Origin of the sequence: Bacillus sp. FMQ74 (assembly GCF_001875785.1) — a bacterium.
Lineage (GTDB): Bacteria > Bacillota > Bacilli > Bacillales > Bacillaceae > Bacillus > Bacillus stercoris.
The window spans coordinates 69,703-94,496 of record NZ_MOEO01000006.1; the positions used below are offsets into that span (position 1 = coordinate 69,703).

Sequence of the window (24,794 nt, forward strand, 5' to 3'; positions counted from 1 at the left end):
AGAGGAAAGGAAGAAGCAGATGGACAAAGAAACAGCGAAGCAGCGGGCAGAAGAACTGCGCCGCACCATCAACAAGTATAGCTATGAATATTACACCCTAGATGAACCGAGCGTCCCTGATGCGGAATACGACAGATTGATGCAGGAGCTGATTGCGATTGAGGAGGAGCATCCAGACCTCAGAACGCCTGACTCTCCTACGCAGCGCGTCGGCGGAGCCGTGCTTGAAGCGTTTCAAAAAGTCACCCACGGCACACCGATGCTCAGTCTGGGCAACGCCTTTAATGCTGATGATCTTCGTGATTTCGACCGCCGTGTGCGCCAAGCCGTCGGTGACGATGTGGCGTATAATGTGGAGCTGAAAATAGACGGTCTTGCTGTTTCTCTCCGTTATGAAGACGGCTATTTTGTCAGAGGAGCCACCCGAGGTGACGGAACGACGGGAGAGGATATTACAGAGAATCTGAAGACGATTCGCAATATCCCCCTCAAAATGAATCGTGAGCTGTCGATCGAAGTGCGCGGCGAGGCGTATATGCCGAAGCGTTCGTTTGAAGCACTCAATGAGGAACGAATTAAAAATGAAGAAGAACCGTTCGCTAATCCGCGAAATGCCGCGGCAGGATCACTTAGGCAGCTCGATCCGAAAATTGCAGCGAAACGAAACCTCGATATCTTCGTCTACAGTATAGCGGAGCTTGACGAGATGGGTGTGGAGACGCAAAGCCAAGGGCTTGATTTTCTCGACGAACTCGGATTTAAAACGAATCAGGAACGAAAAAAATGCGGCGACATAGAAGAAGTCATTACGCTGATCGATGAGCTTCAGGCGAAGCGCGCTGACCTGCCGTACGAAATAGACGGCATTGTCATTAAGGTCGATTCTCTCGATCAGCAGGAGGAGCTCGGTTTTACGGCGAAAAGCCCGCGCTGGGCCATCGCGTATAAGTTTCCTGCTGAAGAGGTCGTGACGAAGCTTCTCGATATCGAATTAAATGTCGGCAGAACGGGTGTGATCACGCCGACCGCGATTCTTGAGCCGGTAAAAGTTGCCGGCACAACGGTCTCAAGAGCATCCCTTCATAACGAAGATTTAATTAAAGAGAAGGACATTCGGATTTTGGATAAGGTTGTTGTCAAAAAAGCGGGCGATATCATCCCAGAAGTCGTGAATGTCCTCGTTGAACAGCGCACAGGAGAAGAAAAGGAATTCAGCATGCCGACGGAATGTCCTGAATGCGGCAGTGAGCTCGTCCGGATCGAAGGAGAAGTGGCGCTTCGCTGCATTAACCCTGAATGTCCGGCGCAAATCCGGGAAGGGCTGATCCATTTCGTTTCCCGCAATGCCATGAACATTGACGGGCTCGGCGAACGAGTGATCACACAGCTGTTTGAGGAAAACCTTGTCCGCAATGTGGCAGATTTATATAAGCTGACGAAGGAACAAGTCATCCAGCTCGAACGCATGGGTGAAAAGTCCACTGAAAACCTGATCAGCTCCATCCAAAAATCAAAAGAAAATTCGTTAGAGCGCCTGCTGTTTGGGCTCGGCATCCGCTTTATCGGATCAAAGGCTGCAAAGACACTTGCCATGCAGTTTGAAAGCTTGGAGAACCTGAAAAAAGCCTCTAAAGATGAACTTCTCGCGGTAGATGAAATCGGTGAAAAAATGGCTGACGCGGTCATCACCTATTTTCATAAAGAAGAAATGCTTGAACTCTTGAATGAACTTCAGGAGCTGGGCGTAAACACGCTCTACAAAGGCCCGAAAAAAGTAAAAGCAGAGGACAGCGATTCTTACTTTGCCGGTAAAACAATTGTTCTGACAGGAAAGCTGGAAGAACTGTCAAGAAACGAAGCCAAAGCCCAAATCGAAGCGCTGGGCGGAAAGCTGACGGGAAGCGTCAGCAAAAACACAGACTTGGTCATCGCCGGAGAAGCGGCGGGAAGCAAGCTGACAAAAGCACAAGAGCTGAACATTGAAGTGTGGAATGAAGAACAGTTAATGGGAGAGCTAAAGAAATAAGAGGAGTGTTTTCTATTGAAAAAGACGTTGGCATTGGCGGCAACGGCGGCAGTATTAATGCTGTCTGCCTGCTCGTCAGGTTTTGGGGGGGAGAAGGAGGAAGAGATTACGCAAAAGACGGCGAAATCGTCAGAAAAAGCGATTGTCCCGAAATATAATATCTCTGACTCCTATTACAAAATGGTGCTGCCGTTTAAGGCAGGCAAAGCGCGCGGCTTAACAACGGAACAGCTGAACACAAGACTGGACATTGATGAATTTGAAACAGGGCTGATGCGTCTTGCCCAAGATTCTTTCTCGACTGACGATTATCTGTTCCAAGAAGGACAATATTTAGATGAGGATACAGTATTAAGCTGGCTGGCCCGGAAAAAAACGGGCTCTGATTTGAAAAAAGCCGAAAAAGAAGATAAGAACTTCAAAAATGAAGGCTTGAACCCGGCGCTCCCGAGTTCTGGTTCAACAGAAGAAAAGAACGAAAGCAGCCCGATTTATTTAGCATCCATGCTTGAGCACGATTATTTAGTCAGAAAAGACAAGAATTCTATCCAGCTTGGCGGCGTCATGATCGGACTGGCGTTAAACTCAGTGTATTACTATCGTGAAAAAACTGGCGACCCGCAAAAAGAAGTGGAGATTAAGGACAGCACGCTTCGCCAGCAGGGAGAAAAAATCGCACAGGAGGTTATTAACCGCCTCCGTAAAAAAGATAACTTGAAGAATGTGCCGATTACCGTCGCACTTTATAAGCAGGCGTCAAAAACATCGATTGTGCCGGGGAACTTCATCGCCAAAACAGAGGTCAAAGCAGGCTCTGCTGATATCTCAAATTGGGATGACATCAATGAAAAATATGTATTCTATCCTGCGGATACAACCACAGCAGAAAAGTACCCGGATGACACCGAGGTCTTTAAGCGGTTCAAAAATTCAATTGAAGAATATTTCCCGAACTATACAGGCGTTGTCGGTACAGCGCTGTATGATAATGATGAAATGAAGAAAATGAAGATTGACATACCAATGCAATTCTACGGAAAAAGTGAAGTTGTCGCGTTTACCCAGTTCTTAACGGGTGAAGTGATGGACTACTACTCTAAAGGCTCAGTTGATGTCGAAGTCAATATCACGTCCTCAGACGGACAAGAAGCGGTCATTATCCGCAATGCCGGAGATAAAGAGCCGACTGTTCACATTTATGACTAATATTGGATGACCCCTTGTGCCGCTGCGGCGCAGGGGTTTTTTGCGTTTTTTTGAAGGCTGAGCAGCATTGGAGAGGGTGTTTATTTATGTTATGATGTTCTAAAAATAGAAAAGGGTTGAAATTATGAAAAATAAATCCTTTTATTTTATATGGGCGGGCCAGTCAATTGCCAATTTAGGAGATTCTTTATACGTGCTGGTACTGACTCTATTTACGTATCAAGTCACAGACTCAGCCTTTTTGGCATCGCTGGTAGCTATGATGCAGTTCGTGGGTCAGTCATTAAGCGCAGTATTTATACCGGTTTTTATTCATAAATACAGACTAAAGCACATTTTGATTTTTTTACAGTTAACGCAAACCATTCTGTTATCTTTGTTGCTTCTCATATTTATGATAGATTTTAAATCTATTTTGATTTTTTTCTTTATCGTATTTTTAATGTCACTGTTAGACGGAGGAACGATTCCAGTCAGAAATTCAATGATTCCCCGTTTTGTTCCAAAATCCATGTTATTGAAAGCAAACAGCCTGGTGCTGACCTCTGATCAAATCGTGCTCCTGCTTGGATGGCTGCTCGGCGGTATTTTGATCAAATGGCTCGGGCCGCAATTGCTGCTATTGTTGACTTTTGCGCTTTATGGCACCTCTACAGTCTCTTTATTTTTTGTCAAGGATGCGGGAAAAGGAGATGCAGAAAAGGAAGAAAATGAGTCCTTCATGGATAAAATTTCCTCCGGGTGGAAAGCGATTTATCGAATGCCTGTTATCAGAATGCTGACTGTTCTTGAGCTTTTGTCCATGTTCGGCAGAAGTATTTGGACAGGAGCCATTATCCTTGTTTATGTCGATGAAGTGCTGCATAAAAGCGAAACATGGTGGGGGTTTATTAACGCAAGCTATTTCGCCGGCACCATTACAGGCGGTTTAATCGTTTGGAAACTTTCAAAAATAATGAATGGAAAACTGTTCTCGATGATTTTATGGACATCACTTGCCATCGGCGCTTGCACACTATGCCTTGCGCTTAACAAGTATGCATTGGCATCGCTGCTTTTTGTCTTTATTTTAGGACCTTCATTTCAGCTCCGGGGAATTGCGATCAGAACTTATGTGCAGGAGAGCATAAATGAAACTTTGCTTCCGAAAATTCTGTCGGCTCAACATACAATAAGTACATTTGTATACGGCGCATCGATCTTAATTATGAGCAGTCTTACTGATTGGCTGGGTGTCCAATATGTATTTTTCTTGAATTTTATTATTTTTACCGTTTCAGCGCTTTTATCTTTAAAACTAAAAAATGAACAAATATAGACAATGTTTTATAAATATTTACAAATTATTTGTTATGTGTTTAAATTGGTGATGTAAAATACTATTTGTAAAGAGGTGGAAATGTTGAGTGGTAACTTGAATTTATTTCCTCTTTCTCATCATCAAAAAAGAGTTTTAAATATCGAAAATTTATACCCAGAAACAGCTATTAATCATATTGGCGGCCTTATCCAAATCAATGGAAAACTTCATCTTGAGACATTGAAAAAAGCCATTCAGCATTGCATCAGACAGACAGAGTCCCTCAGAATACGGCTCGTAAAGCAGGAAGGATCAGTTCTTCAATACATAGACGAAAAATTGCAGGCCCGTGTGCCATCGGTCGATTTTACTTCAACAGACCATCCATATGAAAGAATGCTAGATTGGGCCGAACGGGAATTTAAAATCCCTTTCTCTTTGTTTGATGGCGCGCTTGTTCAATTTTATGTTTTCCAAACAGATGAAGCAACATGCGGGTATTTAATAAAATGCCATCATATTGTTGCTGACGGCTGGTCTATGAAAATCATCATTGATAAGATTAAGGATCTATACATGCTTCTGGCAAAAGGAGACCTGCCTGAAGAAGCCGCTGACGATTATTCAATTCTCATAGAAAAAGAGAAAAAATACCTTTCTTCGCCACGATATCAAAAAGATGCCGCATTTTGGAAAGAGGAATTTTCTCATTTGCCGGACAGCTTCTTGTCAAAAAGTTCAGCGAACATTGCTGGTAAACGCAAACGATTTAAACTAGACCAAGAACATTCTGCTGCTGTTTATGAATTTATTCAAAAGCAAGGCTCTTCGTTAAACGCATTATTTACCGCATCGCTGTTTTGGTATGTAAGCAAAGCAACGGGAGAGACTGATTTGATAATCGGCACGCCGGTACTAAACAGGTCTGGAAAGAAGGAAAAAAGTACGGCGGGGATGACTGTCAGTACGATGCCGTTCAGAAAGAAAACAGATCTTGACCAGCGTTTCTCAGATTTTTTGCAAGAAGTCAATTCAGACTATCTGAAATACTTTCTCCACCAACGGTACCCCTATGACGAACTGATAAAGGAATTACAGCTGGCAAAACAGGGATACGACCAGCTCTTCCAAATGTATATCAATTCATACAATACCGATCTTGCTTCTGATATAGATGGATGCCATGTCGAATATGATGAATTATACAACGGATCACAGCCTTATTCTCTTCAAATTGCAGTTAAAGAATGGGACGAAGGCGGGGCAATCGAATTGCAGTTCGACTACAAGGTAGCGGATTACAGCGAAACGGAAATTCAGCAATTGAAAGACCGTTTACTCCGCCTGATTTTATTGCTTATCGAGGATCCAGACATTCAATTCAGACATTTGTCTATATTAACTGAACAAGAAAAAAGGGACGAGATATTTAAGTGGAATCAGACGCAGGCCGACTATTCGAAAGAGCAGACAATCAATCAATTAATTCAAGCAACAGCCTCACAGCATTCGTTTCGGACAGCGATAGAGGATGGGGGCAGACATGTTACTTATCAAGAACTGGATGAACGCTCCAACCAAATTGCCCGCTGCCTTATACATAAAGGAATAAGCCGCGGTGATTTTGTTGCCGTGAGCATGAAACACTCACCAGAGTTGATTGCTGTTTTACTGGGCATTTTAAAAGCAGGCGGCGCTTATGTGCCGATCGACCCCGAGTATCCCGCGGAACGAATCAAGTATATTTTAGAAAATAGTGAAGCGGCGCTTTTGATTACAGACCCTCTTTTTAAAATAGACTGCCGTTTGCCAAGGCACGTAAAAAAAATCAGTATTGACTGCACCATGTTTAACGATTTAGATACGGGACAGTTAGACATCAGGAACGATCCTTCCGACATCGCATACATGATTTACACTTCTGGATCAACAGGGCAGCCGAAAGGCGTGATGATCGAACATCAAAGCCTTGTGAACTACATAACATCAGCCTCTCAGAATTATACTTCTTCCCAAGAGGACAGCTTTGCGCTGTACTCATCCATAGCTTTCGATTTAACCGTTACATCCATTTACACCCCATTAGTGACAGGAAATAAGATTGTCATTTACAGACAAGAAGATATCCCGGAATTTATACTTCATCAAATCGTAAAAGAAAAGAAAACAGCTGTCATCAAGCTGACACCAGCGCATTTAGCGTTGCTGAAAGATGCAAACTTAAAAGATTCCTCTATTAAAAGAATGATTGTTGGCGGAGAGCAGCTGTCTGTTTCTTTAGCACGTCAAATAACAGAAGCATCGGATCACCGCATCGAGATCTTTAATGAATACGGGCCGACAGAAGCGACCGTTGGGTGTATGATCCACAAGTATGACCGAGAACAGGATCAGCAAGCCTCGGTTCCAATTGGGGTTCCGCTGCAGAATACTGAAATTTATTTATTAGATGAACAGCTACACCCGGTATTGCCGGGAACTCAAGGCGAAATGTATATATCAGGCGATAATGTCGCCAGAGGATATTGGAAGCGTCCGGATTTGCAAACCGAGCGTTTTCTGGATAACCCTTTCATAAAGGGCAGAAAAATGTATAAGACAGGAGATCTGGCGAAAAGAACGAATAGTGGATTGCTTGAATATGCAGGGCGTAAAGACCATCAAATCAAATTAAGAGGCTACCGTATAGAACTGGGAGAAATTGAATTAGCCCTGCTATCTCTCGAGGAAATAGAAGAAGCGGTGGTCATTGATTTTGATGATTCACAGGGCAGAAAGCAATTGGCGGCATATGTAGTGAGCTCTGCACCTGCGCCAGTGCTGGAGCTTAGGAAAAAGCTTTCTGGCAAACTGCCCGTTTTTATGGTTCCGGCTTACTTTATCAAGATGGATCATATTCCGCTTACGCAAAATGGAAAAACAGACAAGGAAGCGCTTCCTGATCCTTTACTTTATCAAGAGCAGACAGATTACGGATTGTTAAATGAAGAGCAGAAAGAAGCTGAGGCGATTCTTTTGGAAACCGCGAAGGAAATTCTCGGCCAGACAGACATTTGCCCGGAGGATCATTTTTATCAGCTTGGCGGAGATTCTATCAAAGCCATTCAATTCGTTTCGAAAATGAAAGAAAAAGGTCTTTTTATCAAGACTCAGGATATTATGACATATCCCGTATTTAGAGAACTTGTCAGTACTGTGACCAGCAAACAAACGCCTGCAATTTCTCAACAGCAGGCTGAAGGCAGAGTGATGGGCACGCCGATTACCCAATGGTTCTGGTCTTTGGATTTAAAGTGCGCTCATTTCTGGCATCAATCGGTAATGCTAACTGCTGAAAAAGAGATTCACCTTAAAGATGTTAAGGCGGTTCTGTCTCTTTTAATCAATCATCATGACGGCTTGCGAATGAATGTAGAAAAAGAGACGAATGCCTTGGTCTATCACAATACAGATATCGAACCTTACATTGAATACTGGGATCTGTCTGCTTTTTCCGAGGAAGAGCAAACCAAACAAATAGCGGTAATCGGGCAGGAAATGAGAAAAAGCACGGACTTATACAATGGAGTGCTTTTTAAAACCGGCATGATCAAAGCAAACGAAAAAACGCATTTGTTATTTACAGCCCATCACTTAATCGCGGACGGTGTATCATGGCAAATCCTGATTGATGATTTTCTTGCTCTTTTAGATTCAATAGATAAGAAGGAAGAGAAGAGACTCCCTTTAAAGACACATTCTTATCAGGAATTTTCAAATTCGATCCATGAATACGCTTATTCACGTGAAGCGGAGGAAGAATGCAGCTATTGGAATGACAAAGTGAAAAAAATTGAGCCGCTCTATGGAATTTGTTCGGAAAATTCCAAAGTTGAAAATAGCATAAAACTGAAACGGGTTTTGACAAGCCAGATGACCCAAAAACTGCTCAGTGAAGCAAATGAGGCGTATCAAACCCAAACAAATGATTTGCTTATCACTGCGTTAATCCGAGCTTGCCATCATTGCACAGGCAAAGAGGTTATTTCTTTGGAGTTAGAAGGTCACGGAAGAGAGCCATTAAAGGAAGACTTAGATTTTTCAAGGACGTTCGGGTGGTTTACAGCAATGTATCCCGCAGTGTTTCAGGCAGAGGCTGATTTGCCGGCGCAAATTCGTTCAGTGAAAGAAAACCTGCGCAATATCCCCAATAAGGGTATTGGCTACGGCGCTCTCACCTATTTGAATAAACGAATGCCGGATCACAAGAAGCCTGAGCTGCGCTTTAATTATCTAGGAGAAGTTGACCGTTTTTTAGCAGATAAATCAGAATACCGCATGACTTATTTAAATTCAGGCGCTGAGTCATCGCCTAAAAATGATCTGACAGTCAGTCTTGATTTGACAGCGGGAATCTATGACGGACAGCTAACGTTGGATTTAATCTGCAGCAATCTTTATCAGACAGAGGATATGGAACAGCTTTTAGATGAATTTTCTGTACAGCTGAAAGAGCTGACTGAACATTGCTGTAAACAAGAGTCTGTCGAATTTACGCCATCAGATTTCGAAACCGCCTCATTATCTATTGAAGAATTGGATTCCTTGTTCAAATGATGAGAAACGTATTGCTGGTTTTCTGTCTTAGTATCTTGTCGATTCAAATCTGGAGCGGCGGACAGGCAAGCGCTCAGACACCAGTTGATAAGCGCATTGACGCTCTGATCGAAAAGCAAATGAAGGAAAGCGGAATACCTGGGATCTCAGTGACAGTGGTAAAAGGAAATGATGCGGTTTACGAAAAGGGGTTTGGTTATGCCGGCGAAAGGCATAGCCGCCCTGTAACCGCCTCGACATTGTTTGAGTTGGGCTCAACCTCTAAAGCGTTTACTGCACTGGGTGTACTTAAGCTTGTACATTCGGGGGCAATCAGTCTAAATGACCCTGTCAGCCGGTATATCAGCGGATTTTATGCAGTTTACAACGGAAAGAAAACAGATATCACAATTCATCAGCTGCTGCATCATACAAGCGGAATTCCATTTTTATCAATAGCGGATATCAAGATTGATTCAAAGGAAGATGCTTTGGAAAAAACGGCGAAGGGACTAATAGGAGTTGAACTTAGTCATAAGCCGGGAAGCACATTTGAATATGCCACAATCAATTATGATGTACTGGGATATATCATTGAACAGGCATCTGGCCAGCCGTACGAGCAATATATGGCTGAGCACGTTTTTAAGCAGTTAGATATGTCAAACACGTATGCTGGGCGGCACGCTGGTGATGACGGCGATGTATCATCAGGTTTTAAAATTGGATTTTTAAAGGCGAGAGTCTATGACGCGCCTGAGTATCGGGGGAACACGCCTGCCGGATATATTATTACGAACGCAAAGGATGTATCCAAATGGCTTCGATCTCAGCTGAATCACAGTGACGGTGATATAAGCCGTTTGATTGAGCAAAGCCACTTGCCTGATAAAAGCGTAAAAACGGACGAGCCGGGCGTGTATTACGGTGCGGGATGGTCAATTTTTGAAAAAAAGGGCAGAGTCAAAGAATTGTTCCATGCTGGCTCCAACCCGAACTTTTCTTCGTTTATTATCGTCAGCCCTGACGATAATGCGGCTGTAGGGGTTTTGGCTAATATGAACAGCGCGTACCCTGAAAAAATTGCTCGTTCTGTTTTGCAAGTGATTGCCGATCAAAACCAAAAGCAGGACGGTTCTGTCACTGACCCGTTTCAGGTACTTGATAAAGCTGCGGCTGCATTGCTGGTTTTATTCAGTTTATTGCTTATTGTTCTGGTGTGGAGGGTTTATATTTTTCTAAAAAACGTTAAATCAAAAAATGTTCCCGTTCAGCAGCGGACTAGAATAAAGGCGCTGCTTTGGGGAGGGTTGCTGGCAGCCGGAATAGTGGCGCCCAAGCTCATTTCAGTCTTCGCCTTTAATGGCATGCCTTGGAGCATGATATTTATTTGGGGGCCCGGTTCTCTTCTTTATTTGGCGGCGGTTTATGGTTTGCTGCTCCTTGCCTCCTGTCTATTCGGTTTAACCGCTTGTTTTTTCAATCACCGTGCCGCAAGAAGGAGTGAGACGCATGAAATGTGAAACATCCATCCTTGGTATTCAGCCGTTTAACGACCTATTTTATCGCAGCTGTTTTTTTAACTGTTATTTTTCCGTGGTTCGCTCGTTTCAGCAAGAAATCTATCCTTATCTTTTAAATGACATGTATTCGTATCAATTGGATGAAGACGGTTATCCAACGGTTGATCGAACAGAAGTTTATGATCCTGAGTATGTCATGAATCAGCAGGGAATAATCGCGGATAAGCAATCGGTCAGCAGCAGTCTCATAGCTGATGTGAAACGGGATGTTCTTAAACATAAACCCGTCATCATTTGGTTGGATACATATGCGCAGCCTTATAGACAGGAATATATGTCTAAGCATAACCGGAACAGCATACTGATTTATGGCTTTCATGACGTAGATCAGTCTGTTCTTGCCATTGAAAACCGTTATCCCGATAACTTGTCATATGAAGCCAGAAATATTTCATATCAGCATTTGGCCAAAGCCTATCAAGGCTTTCACAGTTATTTTCAGCCTCCTGCCGCTTTTCATTCTTATGCTTCCTTTTCTTATGATCCGGGCAGGGACCGCTCAGGGCAAAGCATTTTCAAGGATGCGGCTGCCTTCTTTGTTCATAACATCACCGGGCATGTAGATCGGATGTTATCCGGTTTGGCGTCCTTCAGCAGGTTTACTGAGCAATTTCACAGCATAAGAGACAGCGAAAAGCTCCTTCATTCATTTAATGGAATTTTAAATGTGAAAAAAACAGAGCAATACCGCCTCGCATTTCTTCCGGATTTTCAACAGCTTGCCGCTGTGACATCTGACATTATTGATGAGTGGGAAGCAGCGCGGCATCTTGCGGCTAAGCTTTATTTTTCGGGGGGATCTTCTTCTGGTTATGAAAACCGGATCAAAGATTCACTGAAAAAAGTGCTGGAGCTTGAAGCAGCCCATATTGAATGCCTGAAGGATATAGGAAAAGAGGAGAGGGTCAAATGATTAAATTATTCTGTCTGCCGTATGCCGGGGGTTCGAGCACCATCTTCAGCGGATGGAAAAGGTTTCTTGATGCGTCAGTTGAACTGGTGGCCCTAGAGCTTCCGGGACATGGAACGAGAATGTCTGAGCCATTGCTGAATCGTGCAGAATCCGTGACGGAAGATCTGTTTATGCAAGTAAAATCTCATTTGGGTGATTCGGATTATGCCATTTTTGGGCACAGCATGGGCTCGCTGCTTGCATACGAATTGCAAAGGAAATTAACCATGGAAAATAAACAGCCGATCCATATGTTTTTTTCCGGGCGTTTCCCGCCTCATATCCCGGAAAAGAAAGTGCTTCATCAGCTTTCAAATTCCGCTTTAAAACAAGCGATTATTGAGATGGGGGGTGTACCGGAAGAATTCAGCAAAAATGAGCAGGTGCTTGACTTTTTCCTTCCTATTTTAAGAGCTGACTTTGAGTTGCTGGAAACATACAGGAATACAGCAATTGCTCCATTATCCTGCGATATTTCGGTTTTTTACGGAAAACGTGATCTGCCGTCAGTGCTGTTTGATTTATCTGATTGGAATCAGTACACCGATCAGACATGCAGATTTTACGAATTTGAAGGAGATCATTTTTTCATTAATCAGAAGACAAAAGAAGTGACAGCTAAAATCAATCATATTTTGAATCAGACAGGAGTGGTATGAAATGGATTTCAGAACTGCCGGTGTTATCGGAGGAGGCGTCATGGGGGCCGATATGGCTCTTGATTTATCTGCGAATGGGTATCAAGTGATTTTGCTGGATATCAGTGATGAAAAACTGAAAGCCGCAGAAGAAAACATTAAAAAGACATTCAGGCTTGTTCAACTGATGCGGAAAGAAAAATTCAGCATGTCACTGGAAGATGTGCTTGATAATATTCAATTCACAACTGAGCCGCACAATGTGGAGCCGGCTGATATCATCATTGAAAACGTAACAGAAGATTGGGAGATCAAAAGACAAGTGTATTTACAAGTAAAGGATATCTGCCGAGAGGATGCCATCTACCTTGTAAATACAAGCTGTATCTCAATTACGAAGGTCGGTTCACTGATGCATCGTCCGGAAAAGGTAATTGGAGCACATTTTATGAATCCTGTTCCTCTGAAAGAACTTGTAGAGGTGATTCGGGGTGATGCCACCTCTGACGAGACTGTCAATGCAACCGTTGAGTTTTTGAAATCTTTCGACAAAAACCCAGTCGTCGTTCATGATTTGCCTGGCTTTGTGTCAAATCGTGTGTTAATGCTAACCATTAATGAAAGCATTTGGACGGTGCAAGATCAAGTGGCGACCCCAGCCAATGTGGATAAAATTTTCCGCGGCGGGTTCGGGCATAAAATGGGTCCGCTCGCGACTGCGGATTTAATAGGCCTCGATACGATCCTTAACTCCTTGCTGGTTCTATATGAAAGCTACAAAGATTCAAAGTTCAGGCCGTGTCCGCTGTTAGTGAAAATGGTAGATGCAGGAAAGTTAGGGAGAAAGTCAGGACAAGGATTCTTTCAATACAGTTAAAGGAGGAGCAGGCCATTGAAAAAGGGAGTTAAGTGTGTTGTCTGGGATTTAGATCATACGCTATGGGATGGTATTCTGCTTGAATCAGATGATGTAAAGCTGAAGGAACATATCAAAGAAATTCTGACTGAGCTTGATGAACGCGGCATATTGCTGTCTGTCGCCAGCAGAAATGACGAAGCTGCTGCTATGGAAAAATTAAAGGAATTTGGAATAGACCATTTCTTTTTATATCCGGAAATCAGCTGGAATGCCAAATCGGTTTCTTTGGAAAAAATCAGCAAAAACCTCAATATTCATAAGGATACGCTTCTCTTTATTGACGACCAAGCGTTTGAAAGGGAAGAAGTGAAAAATGCCCATCCGGAGATTTCGTGCTGGGATGCCGTTCAGTATAAGGATCTAATCGTCGATCCGTTGCTGAAGCCTGCATTCGTAACAGAGGATGCCAAAAGACGCCGGCAGATGTATCTGGAGGATGATCGCAGAAAAGAGGACGAAGAGCAGTTTGAAGGACCGTCCGAACAATTTCTTGCCACTCTGAATATGAAGTTTACGATCAGCCATGCGCAAGAAAGCGACTTGCAGCGGGCAGAAGAGCTTACGGTGCGTACAAACCAGCTGAATGCAAGCGGAAAAACATACGATTATCAGGAATTAAATTATTTTCGAGAGTCAGACTCTCATATGCTGTTAGTCTGCGAGCTTGAGGACAAGTACGGCTCTTATGGAAAAATCGGACTCTCTTTAATAGAAGAAAAGGGAGATGAATGGCATATTAATCTTCTTTTAATGTCATGCCGGGTTATGTCCCGCGGTGTCGGTACCATATTACTGACAGCTATTTTAAATGAAGCGAAACAAAAAGGAAAAAAACTGTTTGCCGATTTTAAACAAACAGATCGCAACAGAGTCATGTATATCACCTATAAATTTGCCAATTTCAAAGAACATACGAAGGGCCCGGACGGCTTCATTCTATTTGAAAATGACCTGAGCCGGATTCAGCCGTATCCTGCGTATGTCGAGGTCAAAACGGAATTCAGCCAATCACCTGTTGCGGGAAGCAGCAATTAATCTAAATAGCGGGGAGAGCAAATAGATGAATCTTCATGAACAAATTAGAGAATATATTGAACAAAATTTGGTGGTCTTTGACGATGAAATCGAATTAACCAATGATGATCACATTTTTGAGATGGGATTTGTAAATTCTTTATTTGCGATGAAACTTGTAACATTTCTTGAGCAAAACTTTGGGTTTCAGCTTGATAACGAAGATTTAGATATTGCCAACTTCAGCACGGTAAACCGAATCGTCAGCCTAATTGAAAAGAAACAGAACGGAGCGCTTGCTAATGAAAACAGCTGAGATGAAAGCCGACATCATTCAAGATTTCCAAGGTTACTGCGATGAAAAAATCAGACCTTTTGCAGGCGAGTTTGATGAGAAGGAATGCATCCCGGCAGAATTAATCAAAGAGTTAGGGAGCAAATCTTATTTTGCTGCGGGTATTCCGGAAGTTTATCACGGATTGGGATTGAACCCTGTCGAGTACGGTTTGTTTACTGAACAAGCAGGTAAAGCGTGCTGTAATATTCGAACCCTTTTGACTGTAAATTCGTTAGTCGGTGAATCTCTGCTGCGGTACGGTACAGAGCGCCAAAAAGAAGAATGGCTTGTCCCCATCGGTAAAGGAGAGAAAATCGGAGCGTTTGCATTGTCTGAACCAAACATTGGTTCAGACGCAAACCACATTGAAACATCGTATGCAAAAAACGGAAGCAGCTATGTCATCAACGGCAGAAAAAAATGGATTTCCTTTGGCGCCATTGCTGACTTTTTTCTGGTTATAGCCCGTGATGGAGAAGTGGTTACAGCCTTTATTGTAGACAGCCGCCAGAGCGGAGTAACGGTAAAAAAAATGGAAGGCATGATGGCCAATAGAGCTTCTTATCTTGCGGAAATAGAGTTTGACAGCGTTGAGGTTTCTGATGACCAAATATTAGGGCCAATCGGGGGCGGTTTTAATTACATCGTTAACTTGGCTTTGGATCATGGCAGATACAGTGTGGCATGGGCCGGATTGGCGATTGCACAGGAAGCCGTCGATTCTTTAGTCACATACTCACGGAAGAGAAGCCAATTTGGAGAGAAACTCTACAAGCATCAAATGATTAAAGGAATGATCGGTGATGCCGTAACACAGCTGCATGCAGCCCGCGCCTTATGTATGAAAGCCGGCGAAATGCGGATGAAACAAGATCCAGAGGCCGTGACGGAAACGTCTATCGCGAAATATTTCACCTCAAAGGTTGCTGTTGAGATTACCAATTCAAATGTGCAGATCCATGGAGGAAGCGGCTTCAGCAGAGATCATTCAGCTGCCCGCCTGTACAGAGAAGCCAAAGTTTTGGAGATCATTGAAGGAACATCTCAAATTCAGCAGCAAGTTATAGCGAATTATGGATTGAGACGATATTTTGTCAAACATATATAGGCAGAGGATGGAGAGGATTCTGTGAGTGAGCAAATGAAAAAAATAGATAAAAATAACATAGCCAACATTCTCGGACTGACAACCATTCAGGAAGGTCTGCTTTTTCATCATTTAATGGAGCCGGAAGGTAATGCCTATTTTGAACAAATGCTGATAAAACTAGAGAGTGAACCAGCCCGTGATCTTTTTGAAAAAGCATGGCAGCAAACGGTTCAGCAAAATGAAATGCTGCGGACGGTGTTTAGGTGGAAGGAAACAGCTAAGCCAATTCAAGTGATATTAAAGCATCATAATATAGATATCCGTTATCAGAGCATCCCGTTCGAGAAAGGTATTTCTCAGGATAAGCTGAAGGAGGAGCTTGCGGCCCGTGATCGGAAAGAGCCGTTTCAGCTTCAAGAAGTCCCTTTTCGTGTCACACTTTATCAAACAGAAGAAAACGGGATCTGGATGATGATCAGCTTTCATCATATCTTGATGGACGGCTGGAGCATGGGGATTGTCCTCAAAGAATGGATGGAGTCATATCAAGCGTTATCCATGGGGCAAACACCTGTTGTTTCTCAAAAACCGTCATATCAAGCATTTGTGAAATGGCAGCAGGAACAGCAGCGTAAAACAAAAGACAGCCAGGCGTCATTTTGGAAAAGGTTATTGAAAGACTGGGAGCCTGTGCAATTGCTGCCGAATACAGAAAGGCCAGGGAAGCGAAATGCTATTTTTTCTAAACATGAAATACAGCTTCCGGTTTCAGCAGGAAAAGCTCTGCGCTCACTCGCTGCTGAACGGCAAGTTACGCTTGCTTCCATTTTATATAGTGTGTGGGGGCTGCTGCTAAAGAAGTATTCTGATCAAGAAGAAGTGGTGTTCGGGACAACCGTTTCAGGAAGAAGCGCGGATGTACCGGGAATAGAACAAATGACGGGGCTGTTTATTAACACCATTCCGCTTCGTCTTCGATTTGCGCCTCACTCCACGCCTTTAGATGTGATTCAGCTTGCACATGAGCAGATTGCCAAAAGAAGTGAATATGAACATACACCGCTGTCTGATTTAAAAACATATGCGGGTCTGACGGCTGAGCAGTCATTATTTGACACGATTGTCGTGATTGAAAATTACCCGCTTGATCAGATGCTTAAGTCAAACAGTCTTCCTCTTTCAATCGAACAATATGACATGTTTGAGCAAACTGAGTTTGATTTGACATTGAGTGTACAAGCTTTTGATGAACATATTCATTTTTCATTTATCTACAATCCTGGTGTTATGTCTGCTCTTCAAGTGAAGCAGCTTGGGGATCATTTTCTCAACCTGTTATCGGAAGTGATTGAAAATCCGGCAGACAGATCTGTGCACCGCTTAAATATGCTTTCCGAAGATGAAGTGCATTATCAGCTTGAAGAGTTTTGCAACTATAAAGGTATGACCGGCAACGAACATCAGACTGTTATTGATTTGTTTGAGCGGCAGACAGAAAAGACGCCGGACGCTCTTGCTGTGGAGTTTCGCTCGGAATCCCTGACCTATGATCAATTAAATAAAAAAGTGAATCAGCTCGCCCGTTTTTTAGAAAGTCAGGGAGTCAAACCTGCACAAAGAGTCGGTATTTTAACAGAACATTCAATTGAAATGGTGATCGCTTGTCTCGCTGTATTAAAAGCGGGCGGCGCTTATGTTCCAGTTGATCCCGATTATCCGCCGGAAAGAATTGAATATCTTCTTCAGGACAGCGGGATAAACCTGCTGCTGACAGAGGATATTGAGGGGCTGGTTTACTCGTACGACGGTGTGAAAATAGATATTACCGATCAGAACCTTTATCAAGGAAACGACAGCAATCTGGTGAAACAATACGGTCCGCAGGACATTGCGTATTGCATATATACCTCTGGAACAACAGGCAGGCCAAAAGGGGTGCTTGTTAAGCATCTGGGTCTTGAAAATTATGTTACCTGGGCCGCCGAGCAATATGTAAGAGGCCATAAAAGAGATTTTGCCCTTTATACGTCTTTATCTTTTGATTTAACAGTAACTTCTATCTTTACTCCGCTTATAACCGGAAACGCAATTATTGTGTACCAGGATAAAAACAAGCAGCTTCTTGTGGAACAAATTCTGAAAGATAATCGGGCCCACGTTATGAAGTTAACGCCGTCCCATCTTCATTTCATTTCCGAGATGCCGTTTCAGGACAGTATGATGAAGTGCCTGATACTGGGAGGAGAGCAATTAGAAACCTCCCTTGCGGCGAAAATTGAACAGAACTTCGATGGGAAGATTGAAATTTTTAACGAATACGGTCCGACGGAAACTGTAGTCGGCTGCATGATTCACCGCTACTCATCTAAAATGGATAAGGATCTGTATGTGCCGATCGGCCGGCCTGCTGCACATACTGATATATACATTCTTGATTCACATATGAATCTGCTGCCCCGAGGAGCAGCGGGAGAACTTTATATTGCCGGAAAAGGAGTAGCAGAAGGCTACTTAGGCCGGAAGGAACTGACGGCAGAGCGATTTGTGGCGCATCCTTTTAAGCCCGGAGAAAAAATGTATAAAACAGGAGACGCAGCCCGCTTTTTACCAGATGGAACCATTCAATTTTTAGGCAGAAATGATGACCAAATCAAACTTAGGGGCTATCGGATTGAGAGCGGGGAGATTGAACACTGGCTCTGCCGGTACGGACGGATCAAAGGGGCGGCCGCTGTCGTGAAGAAGGACGCGTCCCAGACACCGTGCCTGGCTGCTTATCTTTTCACTGATGAGACGATTGATGAAAAGCAGCTGCGTGAATACTTGCGCCGTCACTTGCCTGAATATATGATTCCATCCCGATTTATTTTGATGGATGAGATGCCGCTGACGGCCAATGGAAAACTGGATAAAAAAGCACTGCCCGAGCTTGCCGCAGAGACAAAACGGAAGGCGCTTGCGGAGGCCCCCGCTTCTGAAACAGAAAAGATGGTGCTGGAAGTTTGGAAACGTGTACTTGGTCAAGGCAACATCAATGTTCAGGATAAATTTTTTGAAATCGGCGGCACTTCCCTGCATTTGATCCAAGTCAATCAGCAGCTATCTAAGGAAACGGGAAAAAGTATTCCGATGGTTGAGATGTTCCGCCGTCCAACAGTTCAGTTGCTTGCTGAATACTTATCAGGCCAGGATGAAGGGCAATCAAAAAAGAAAGCACCATTCATATCAAAGCGGAAGGCTCCTTCAAATGACAGCATCGCCATCATCGGGATGGCCGGGCGTTTCCCCGGCGCTAAAAACATAGATGAATTTTGGCAAAATCTAAAAAACGGCAAGGAATCCATCTCTTTTTTCACTGATGAAGAGCTGTTTGCGGCGGGCATTGATGAACAAACATTTACGAGAAGTGATTATGTAAGGGCGAAAGGAATCATCGACGGCCCCGATTTATTTGACGCCTCTTTCTTCGGCTATTCACCGGGGCAGGCAGAGGTCATGGACCCGCAAATCCGCCTTCTTCATGAGTATGTATGGAAAACGCTGGAGGACTCAGGGTGTGTTTCAGCTGAATATGAAGGGAAAATCGGTTTGTTTACAGGAACAACCTCAAATTTTCAATGGCTCCAGCATTTCGCTGACTCATTAGACGGCAGGATGTCAGAGCTGTTTGAAATCGGCTCTTTAAATGATACCTATACAATCAGCACGCGGGTTGCTCATAAACTTAATCTGAAAGGTCCTGCCATTACCCTGCAGACAGCTTGTTCAACCTCCTTGGTCGCGCTGCATTTGGCTTGCAAATCGGTGCTGAATGGAGAATCTGATATCGCTCTCGCAGGAGGTGTGTCCATTCTCCACCCGGTTAAGTCGGGCTACATCTATCAAGAGAATATGGTGAAATCGCCAGACGGCCATTGCCGAGCCTTTGATAAAGACGCGAAAGGCACTGTAGGAGGCGACGGAGTCGGATTTGTCGCAGTGAAATCGTTGAGCCGCGCATTGGCTGACGGCGACAGGATATACGCGGTTGTAAAAGGATCTGCGGTCAACAATGACGGTGACCAAAAAGTAGGCTTTAATGCGCCGAGTGTGGAAGGCCAGACAGAGGTTATAAGAGAGGCGATTGCTGACGCGGGGATTGAGCCGGAAACCATCAGCTATGTGGAAACCCACGGGACAGGCACAGCTCTCGGAGATCCAATTGAAATTGAGGCCTTAACCAAAGCGTTTCAAACGAATAAAACCGCGTTTTGCCGGATTGGTTCCGTAAAAACGAATATCGGACACCTTGATGCTGCTGCAGGCGCGGCGGGTCTCATTAAAACAGTTCTTTCTCTGAAGCATCAACAACTTGTGCCTAGTCTTCATTTTAAAGAAGCAAATCCGAATATTGATTTTGAAAACAGTCCTTTCCTTATAAATGACAAGCTCCGGACGTGGAAGAAAGCAAATGCCCCGAGACGTGCAGGCGTGAGCTCATTCGGTATGGGCGGCACCAATGCCCATGTGATTCTGGAGGAAGCGCCTGTCAGTGAACGTGAAAAACATTCGCGTTCGTATCAGCTGTTTCCTCTTTCAGCAAAAACGATGAATGCCTTAGAAACAACGAAAGACCTTTTACTCGAACACATGGAAAGGAACGCTGAACTTAATGCAGCAGACGCCGCCTATACACTTCAGGCCGGAAGACAGCACTTTGATTATAGGCAAATGCTTGTGGCAAAGGACAGACAGGATGTCATCCGCCTGCTTTCCGAGAAAAAGGACAGAGGACTCAGCCGAATGTCGCGGATTCAGGAAAAAAAGGAGAAAAAATTGATCTTCATGTTCTCGGGCCAAGGCAGTCAATACGTGAACATGGGCAGGGATTTGTACACGGAGGAGCCGTTTTTCAAAGAGACGATGGATCACTGTTTCCAAGAATTTTATGAAGTAACTGGTGAGAGGCTTGAGGATATTTTATACCCTGACAAGCAGAATGAAGACGCTGCGGCGATAAAGCTTCAAGAGACGAAATATGCCCAGCCGGCTATTTTTATGCTGGAATATGCGCTGTCACTTTTATTGATGAAGTGGGGGCTGCGGCCATGGGCTATGATCGGCTACAGCTTTGGTGAACTAACGGCTGCCGCGGTATCGGGAGTGTTTACGCTCAGTGATGCCATCAAGCTGATCAGCTTGCGTGGACAAGCGATGCACGAAGCGCCGTCAGGCATCATGTTAAGCGTGCCAATGCCAGAGGAAGAACTGAAAGCGATTCTCCCCGATTGCATTTCATTGGCTGTTGTGAATGACGCTTCTTGCATTGTGTCGGGGCTTGAGTCTGACATTTCAGCGTTTGAAGAACAGTTAAAAGCCAAAAAAGTGCTTTGTATGAGAGTAAAAGGTTCAATTGCTGCCCACTCGCACGTCATGGCTTCCGCCGCTGAACGATTTGGAAACACGGCTAAGCACATTTCTTATCAAAAACCGGGTGTTCCCTTCTTTTCGAATTTAACGGGAGACTGGATAGCGGATGAAGAAGCTGCGGACTATGACTATTGGAAGCGGCACATGACTGAGACTGTTCGTTTTGCTGAGGGTATTGGCGTGTTAACGAAGCAGGAACATGCTATTTTTATCGAAATCGGCCCGGGACAAGATTTAAGTGTGCTGGTGAAGAGATCGATTAACGATGAGAAGCGCCAGCATGTTTGCAATGTGCTGAAACACAGCAGGCAGAATATGTCGGATGTCCAATTTTTACTGAGCAGAATTGGCACGCTGTGGATGTATGGCGCGGTCATTGATTGGCGCGGGCTGCACGAGGGCAGGAATCCTGAAAAAATTACTATGCCGCAATATCCTTTTGAAAAGGAATCTTTCTGGCCCAAACGGAAACATACTGCCAGCGGAAAAGACAATAAACATTCCGGAGGAAAGCTCCCGCTTCAGGAGTGGTTTTATCTGCCGCAATGGGAAAAAGAAATCCTGCCGATTTCCCGAGAGCTTGAAGCGGCGGAACAACGTTTGCTTGTCTTCATGGAGGATGACGATTTTTCACATAAGCTTATTCAGGGGCTGCAATCTACCTGTGCTTCTTGTGTCATCGTTAAAAAAGGGCATAACTTTCAGCAGGTTGAAAAAGGAGTGTACACACTTCGCCCAGACTCTGCGGAAGATTACTGCCGTCTCTTTGAAGTGTTGGAGAAGGAAAAGATTCAGTACAGCCGGATTTTGCACCTCTGGGGGCTGGCAGAGAAGAATGAAACCGCTGCTGCTGAGTGGATTGAGCAGATGCAAAACGAATCCTATTACTCTTTGCTTTACTTAGGACAAGCATTGAAAAAGAAAGGAACAAACCAGGAAATTTCGATCTTTGTGTTATCGTCCCTTACGTATCAGCTTGGCGGAGAAGAAACGCTATATCCAGAGAAAGCCTTACATCTGGGGCCGAGTATGGTCATATCTCAGGAAACACCGTTCCTTCGCTATCGAGTGATTGATATAGACAGGCAGAAAGAAGATTCCTGGAAAGAAGACAAGCTGCTGGGACTCATCAGATCTGAGCTGATGACCGAATCAGGCAATCTCCTAACGGTTTACAGAAATAATAAAAGGTACACCAGGAATTTTATTCACAAAGCAGTGCCTGCAGAATCATCGCAAGGACACCTTCGTCCCGGAGGCGTATATATTCTGATTGGCGGGCTGGGCTTCATCGGTTTACATGCTGCAAAAACCATTGCTGAGAAAACAAAAGGAAAACTTATTCTGACAAGCCGTTCCGGCCTTCCGCCGCGGAGTGAATGGGAGACCTTAATCAGCACGCATGCTGAGGATGATCCAACTGTTAAAAAAATAAAATCAATATATGAGATAGAACAAACAGGCGCGGAAGTTATTGCTGTTGCTGCGGATGCAAGCTGTGAAGCGGATATGTCTGAACTGGTTCGTGCGGCTGAACATAAGTACGGCTCCATACATGGCGTAATTTATGCAGCTGGAATAACAGGCGAACACTCATTCAGGATGATGGAGCAAACGGATAGAAGTTTTTCGAATGCTCACATTCAAGCAAAAATGACGGGCGTTGCGGTATTAGAAAAAGTGTTGGCCGATCGGCCGCTTGATTTCTGCTTTTTGATTTCGTCCTTGTCTCCGATATTGGGAGGACTTGGATTTACCGCCTATACTGCAGTTAACCATTTTGTTGATGCCTTTGTATATCAACATAATGCGCAGCATCCTGTTCAGTGGACAGCCCTAAATTTAGACGGCTGGGAATTTGAAGACGGCAAAAAACCGGATATTCCAGTCGGAGGGGATTTAGAAAATACCCTGATTCGTGCGCATGAGGGCAGAGAAGTTTTCGAGAGAATTTTCACATTTGATCATATGGATCAGATTGTCGTGTCTGCCACGGATCTGCAGGAGAGGATACAAAAATATGTGAATCGTCTGCACCAGCCTAGCGATGAACAGCAAGAAGAGGATGTTTCGCTGTACGGGCGGCCAGAGCTTACCGCTGAATATGTTGAACCAGTAACTGATATGGAGAAAGAACTCCTTGTTCATTGGCAGTCATTTTTTAAGATTGATCAAATCGGCATAGACGATGATTTCTTTGAGATGGGCGGTGATTCTTTAAAGGCGATTACTTTCATTTCCATTATTCATCAAGCTTTTAATGTGGAAATTGCGCTGCCGGATTTCTTTAACATACCGACGATCAGGCAGATGGCCGAATTTATCAGCCAAGCCGATCAGAAGATTTACAGAAAGATAGAAAAAGCTGAAAAACAGGATTATTATCCGTTGTCCTCAGCGCAAAAACGGCTTTATCTTGTTCAGCAGTTAGATCAAACAAGCACTGGCTACAATGAGTTCACTGCCGGCCGGATTGCAGGAAAGCTTGATATGCAAAGGCTGGAGAATGTGTTCCGGCAATTGATTCATCGTCATGAGAGTTTAAGAACATCCTTTAAAGCAATAGACGGTGTTCCAATGCAGTGCATAGCTGAGCATGCGGAATTTCATGCAGACTTTTTTGACCTATCCCATTTGGCAGGCCAGGAAGGGCAAAACCAAAAGGAACAAGAAGTCATCAGCAGCTTTTTAAAGCCGTTCCAGCTTGATCAGGCTCCCTTAATGAGAGCTGGTGTGATTAAGAACTCTGAAAACGAGTATATTCTGATGCTCGATATGCACCACATTATTTCTGACGGTCTATCTCAGGATATCTTGGTCAGCGAGTTTATGGATCTATATGACGGCAAAGAGCTTGCACCACTTGAACTGCAATATAAAGATTTCTCAGAATGGCAGAATCAGATGCTTCAGTCTGATGACCTGAATGAGGTGAAAACATATTGGCTGAAACGGCTTGACGGCTTCCGTGAGCTTCAGCTGCCGACTGATTACCGGAGACCCGATGTCAAAAGCTTTGCCGGCGCCCATTATCGTTTTTATGTAAGCAAAAAAGAGCTTGAGGCGTTTAAAGCCATTATGGCCGATGAAGACGCCACGCTGTTTATGGGACTTTTATCAATCTATCAAATCCTGCTGCACAAGCTCACTGGACAGTCCGACATTGTAGTCGGCGTTCCGGTTGCGGGGAGAAGGCAGGAGGAACTGCAGCGGATCATCGGTATCTTCGTTAACATGCTCCCGCTTCGGTTTTATCCGAAAAAAGAGATGACGTTCACTCAATTTCTGCACCATGTCAAGCAGCTGGTGATTGATGACTTTGATCATCAAGATTATCAGTATGAACATATGGTTCAAGATTTGAAGTTAGATAGGACGTTAAATAGGAATCATATTTTTGATACCGTTTTTGCTCTGCAAAATCTAAGCCAGCCTTCTTTAGAGGTAGACGGGATCACACTTACCGACTATGAATATGAAACAGCGGTTTCCCGGTTTGATTTGCTTTGGATCGCTTCAGAGGACGAGAACGGTTTATCTTCTGTCATTGAATACAGCACTGAACTGTTTACAAGAGAAACGATTGAAAGCATTGCGAAAGGGATTAAAAAGGTGCTGTCAGCCGTAATTGATTGTAAGCAAACCGCTCTCAAGGATATTGACCTGACTTCAGGCATCAATGATTTAGAAAAGGTATCGTTGCTGGAACTAGACGATCTGAAAATCTAGCAGAAATAGGTGAATA

Annotated in this window: 12 protein-coding genes; all 12 read left to right on the forward strand. The window is 43.9% G+C overall.

What is annotated here, in order from left to right; genetic code table 11:
- Positions 1 to 19: 19 nt before the first annotated feature.
- The 12 genes from ligA to BLL41_RS13170 all read left to right on the forward strand — a co-directional run bounded on the left by ligA (position 20) and on the right by BLL41_RS13170 (position 24,778).
- Positions 20 to 2,026: an NAD-dependent DNA ligase LigA gene (ligA, locus tag BLL41_RS13115; RefSeq protein WP_071578167.1), complete on the forward strand. Its 2,007-nt coding sequence runs from the start codon at positions 20 to 22 to the stop codon at positions 2,024 to 2,026.
- A gap of 15 nt (positions 2,027 to 2,041) precedes the next feature.
- Positions 2,042 to 3,232: a CamS family sex pheromone protein gene (locus BLL41_RS13120; protein ID WP_071578168.1), complete on the forward strand. Its 1,191-nt coding sequence runs from the start codon at positions 2,042 to 2,044 to the stop codon at positions 3,230 to 3,232.
- A 124-nt stretch (positions 3,233 to 3,356) separates the two neighbouring features.
- Complete coding sequence (locus tag BLL41_RS13125) at positions 3,357 to 4,550, forward strand: MFS transporter (protein WP_071578169.1); 1,194 nt, start codon at positions 3,357 to 3,359, stop codon at positions 4,548 to 4,550.
- 81 nt (positions 4,551 to 4,631) lie between these two features.
- Complete coding sequence (locus tag BLL41_RS13130; protein WP_071578170.1) at positions 4,632 to 9,128, forward strand: non-ribosomal peptide synthetase; 4,497 nt, start codon at positions 4,632 to 4,634, stop codon at positions 9,126 to 9,128.
- Positions 9,125 to 10,630: a serine hydrolase domain-containing protein gene (locus BLL41_RS13135; RefSeq protein ID WP_071578171.1), complete on the forward strand. Its 1,506-nt coding sequence runs from the start codon at positions 9,125 to 9,127 to the stop codon at positions 10,628 to 10,630. Before BLL41_RS13130 ends, BLL41_RS13135 begins: the two co-directional genes overlap by 4 nt.
- The gene (locus BLL41_RS13140; protein WP_071578172.1) at positions 10,620 to 11,603 is read left to right on the forward strand and encodes a cysteine peptidase family C39 domain-containing protein; all 984 of its coding nucleotides are present in this window, start codon (positions 10,620 to 10,622) and stop codon (positions 11,601 to 11,603) included. The genes BLL41_RS13135 and BLL41_RS13140 overlap by 11 nt, the downstream gene beginning before the upstream one ends.
- Positions 11,600 to 12,301 (forward strand): thioesterase II family protein, encoded by a 702-nt coding sequence (locus BLL41_RS13145; protein ID WP_071578173.1) that lies wholly within the window; start codon positions 11,600 to 11,602, stop codon positions 12,299 to 12,301. The genes BLL41_RS13140 and BLL41_RS13145 overlap by 4 nt, the downstream gene beginning before the upstream one ends.
- A 1-nt stretch (position 12,302) precedes the next feature.
- Positions 12,303 to 13,157 carry a 3-hydroxyacyl-CoA dehydrogenase family protein gene (locus BLL41_RS13150; RefSeq protein ID WP_071578174.1) on the forward strand — a complete coding sequence of 285 codons (855 nt, stop codon included), beginning with the start codon at positions 12,303 to 12,305 and terminating at the stop codon, positions 13,155 to 13,157.
- Between the two features lie 15 nt (positions 13,158 to 13,172).
- Positions 13,173 to 14,234 (forward strand): HAD-IIIC family phosphatase, encoded by a 1,062-nt coding sequence (locus BLL41_RS13155; protein WP_071578175.1) that lies wholly within the window; start codon positions 13,173 to 13,175, stop codon positions 14,232 to 14,234.
- A gap of 25 nt (positions 14,235 to 14,259) precedes the next feature.
- Positions 14,260 to 14,529, forward strand: a complete 270-nt coding sequence (locus tag BLL41_RS13160; protein ID WP_003240117.1) for an acyl carrier protein — start codon at positions 14,260 to 14,262, stop codon at positions 14,527 to 14,529.
- A complete protein-coding gene (locus BLL41_RS13165) occupies positions 14,516 to 15,658 on the forward strand; it encodes an acyl-CoA dehydrogenase family protein (protein WP_071578176.1) in 1,143 nt (380 codons plus the stop codon). The genes BLL41_RS13160 and BLL41_RS13165 overlap by 14 nt, the downstream gene beginning before the upstream one ends.
- 21 nt (positions 15,659 to 15,679) lie before the next feature.
- Complete coding sequence (locus BLL41_RS13170) at positions 15,680 to 24,778, forward strand: hybrid non-ribosomal peptide synthetase/type I polyketide synthase (protein ID WP_071578177.1); 9,099 nt, start codon at positions 15,680 to 15,682, stop codon at positions 24,776 to 24,778.
- The last annotated feature ends 16 nt before the right edge of the window (positions 24,779 to 24,794 follow it).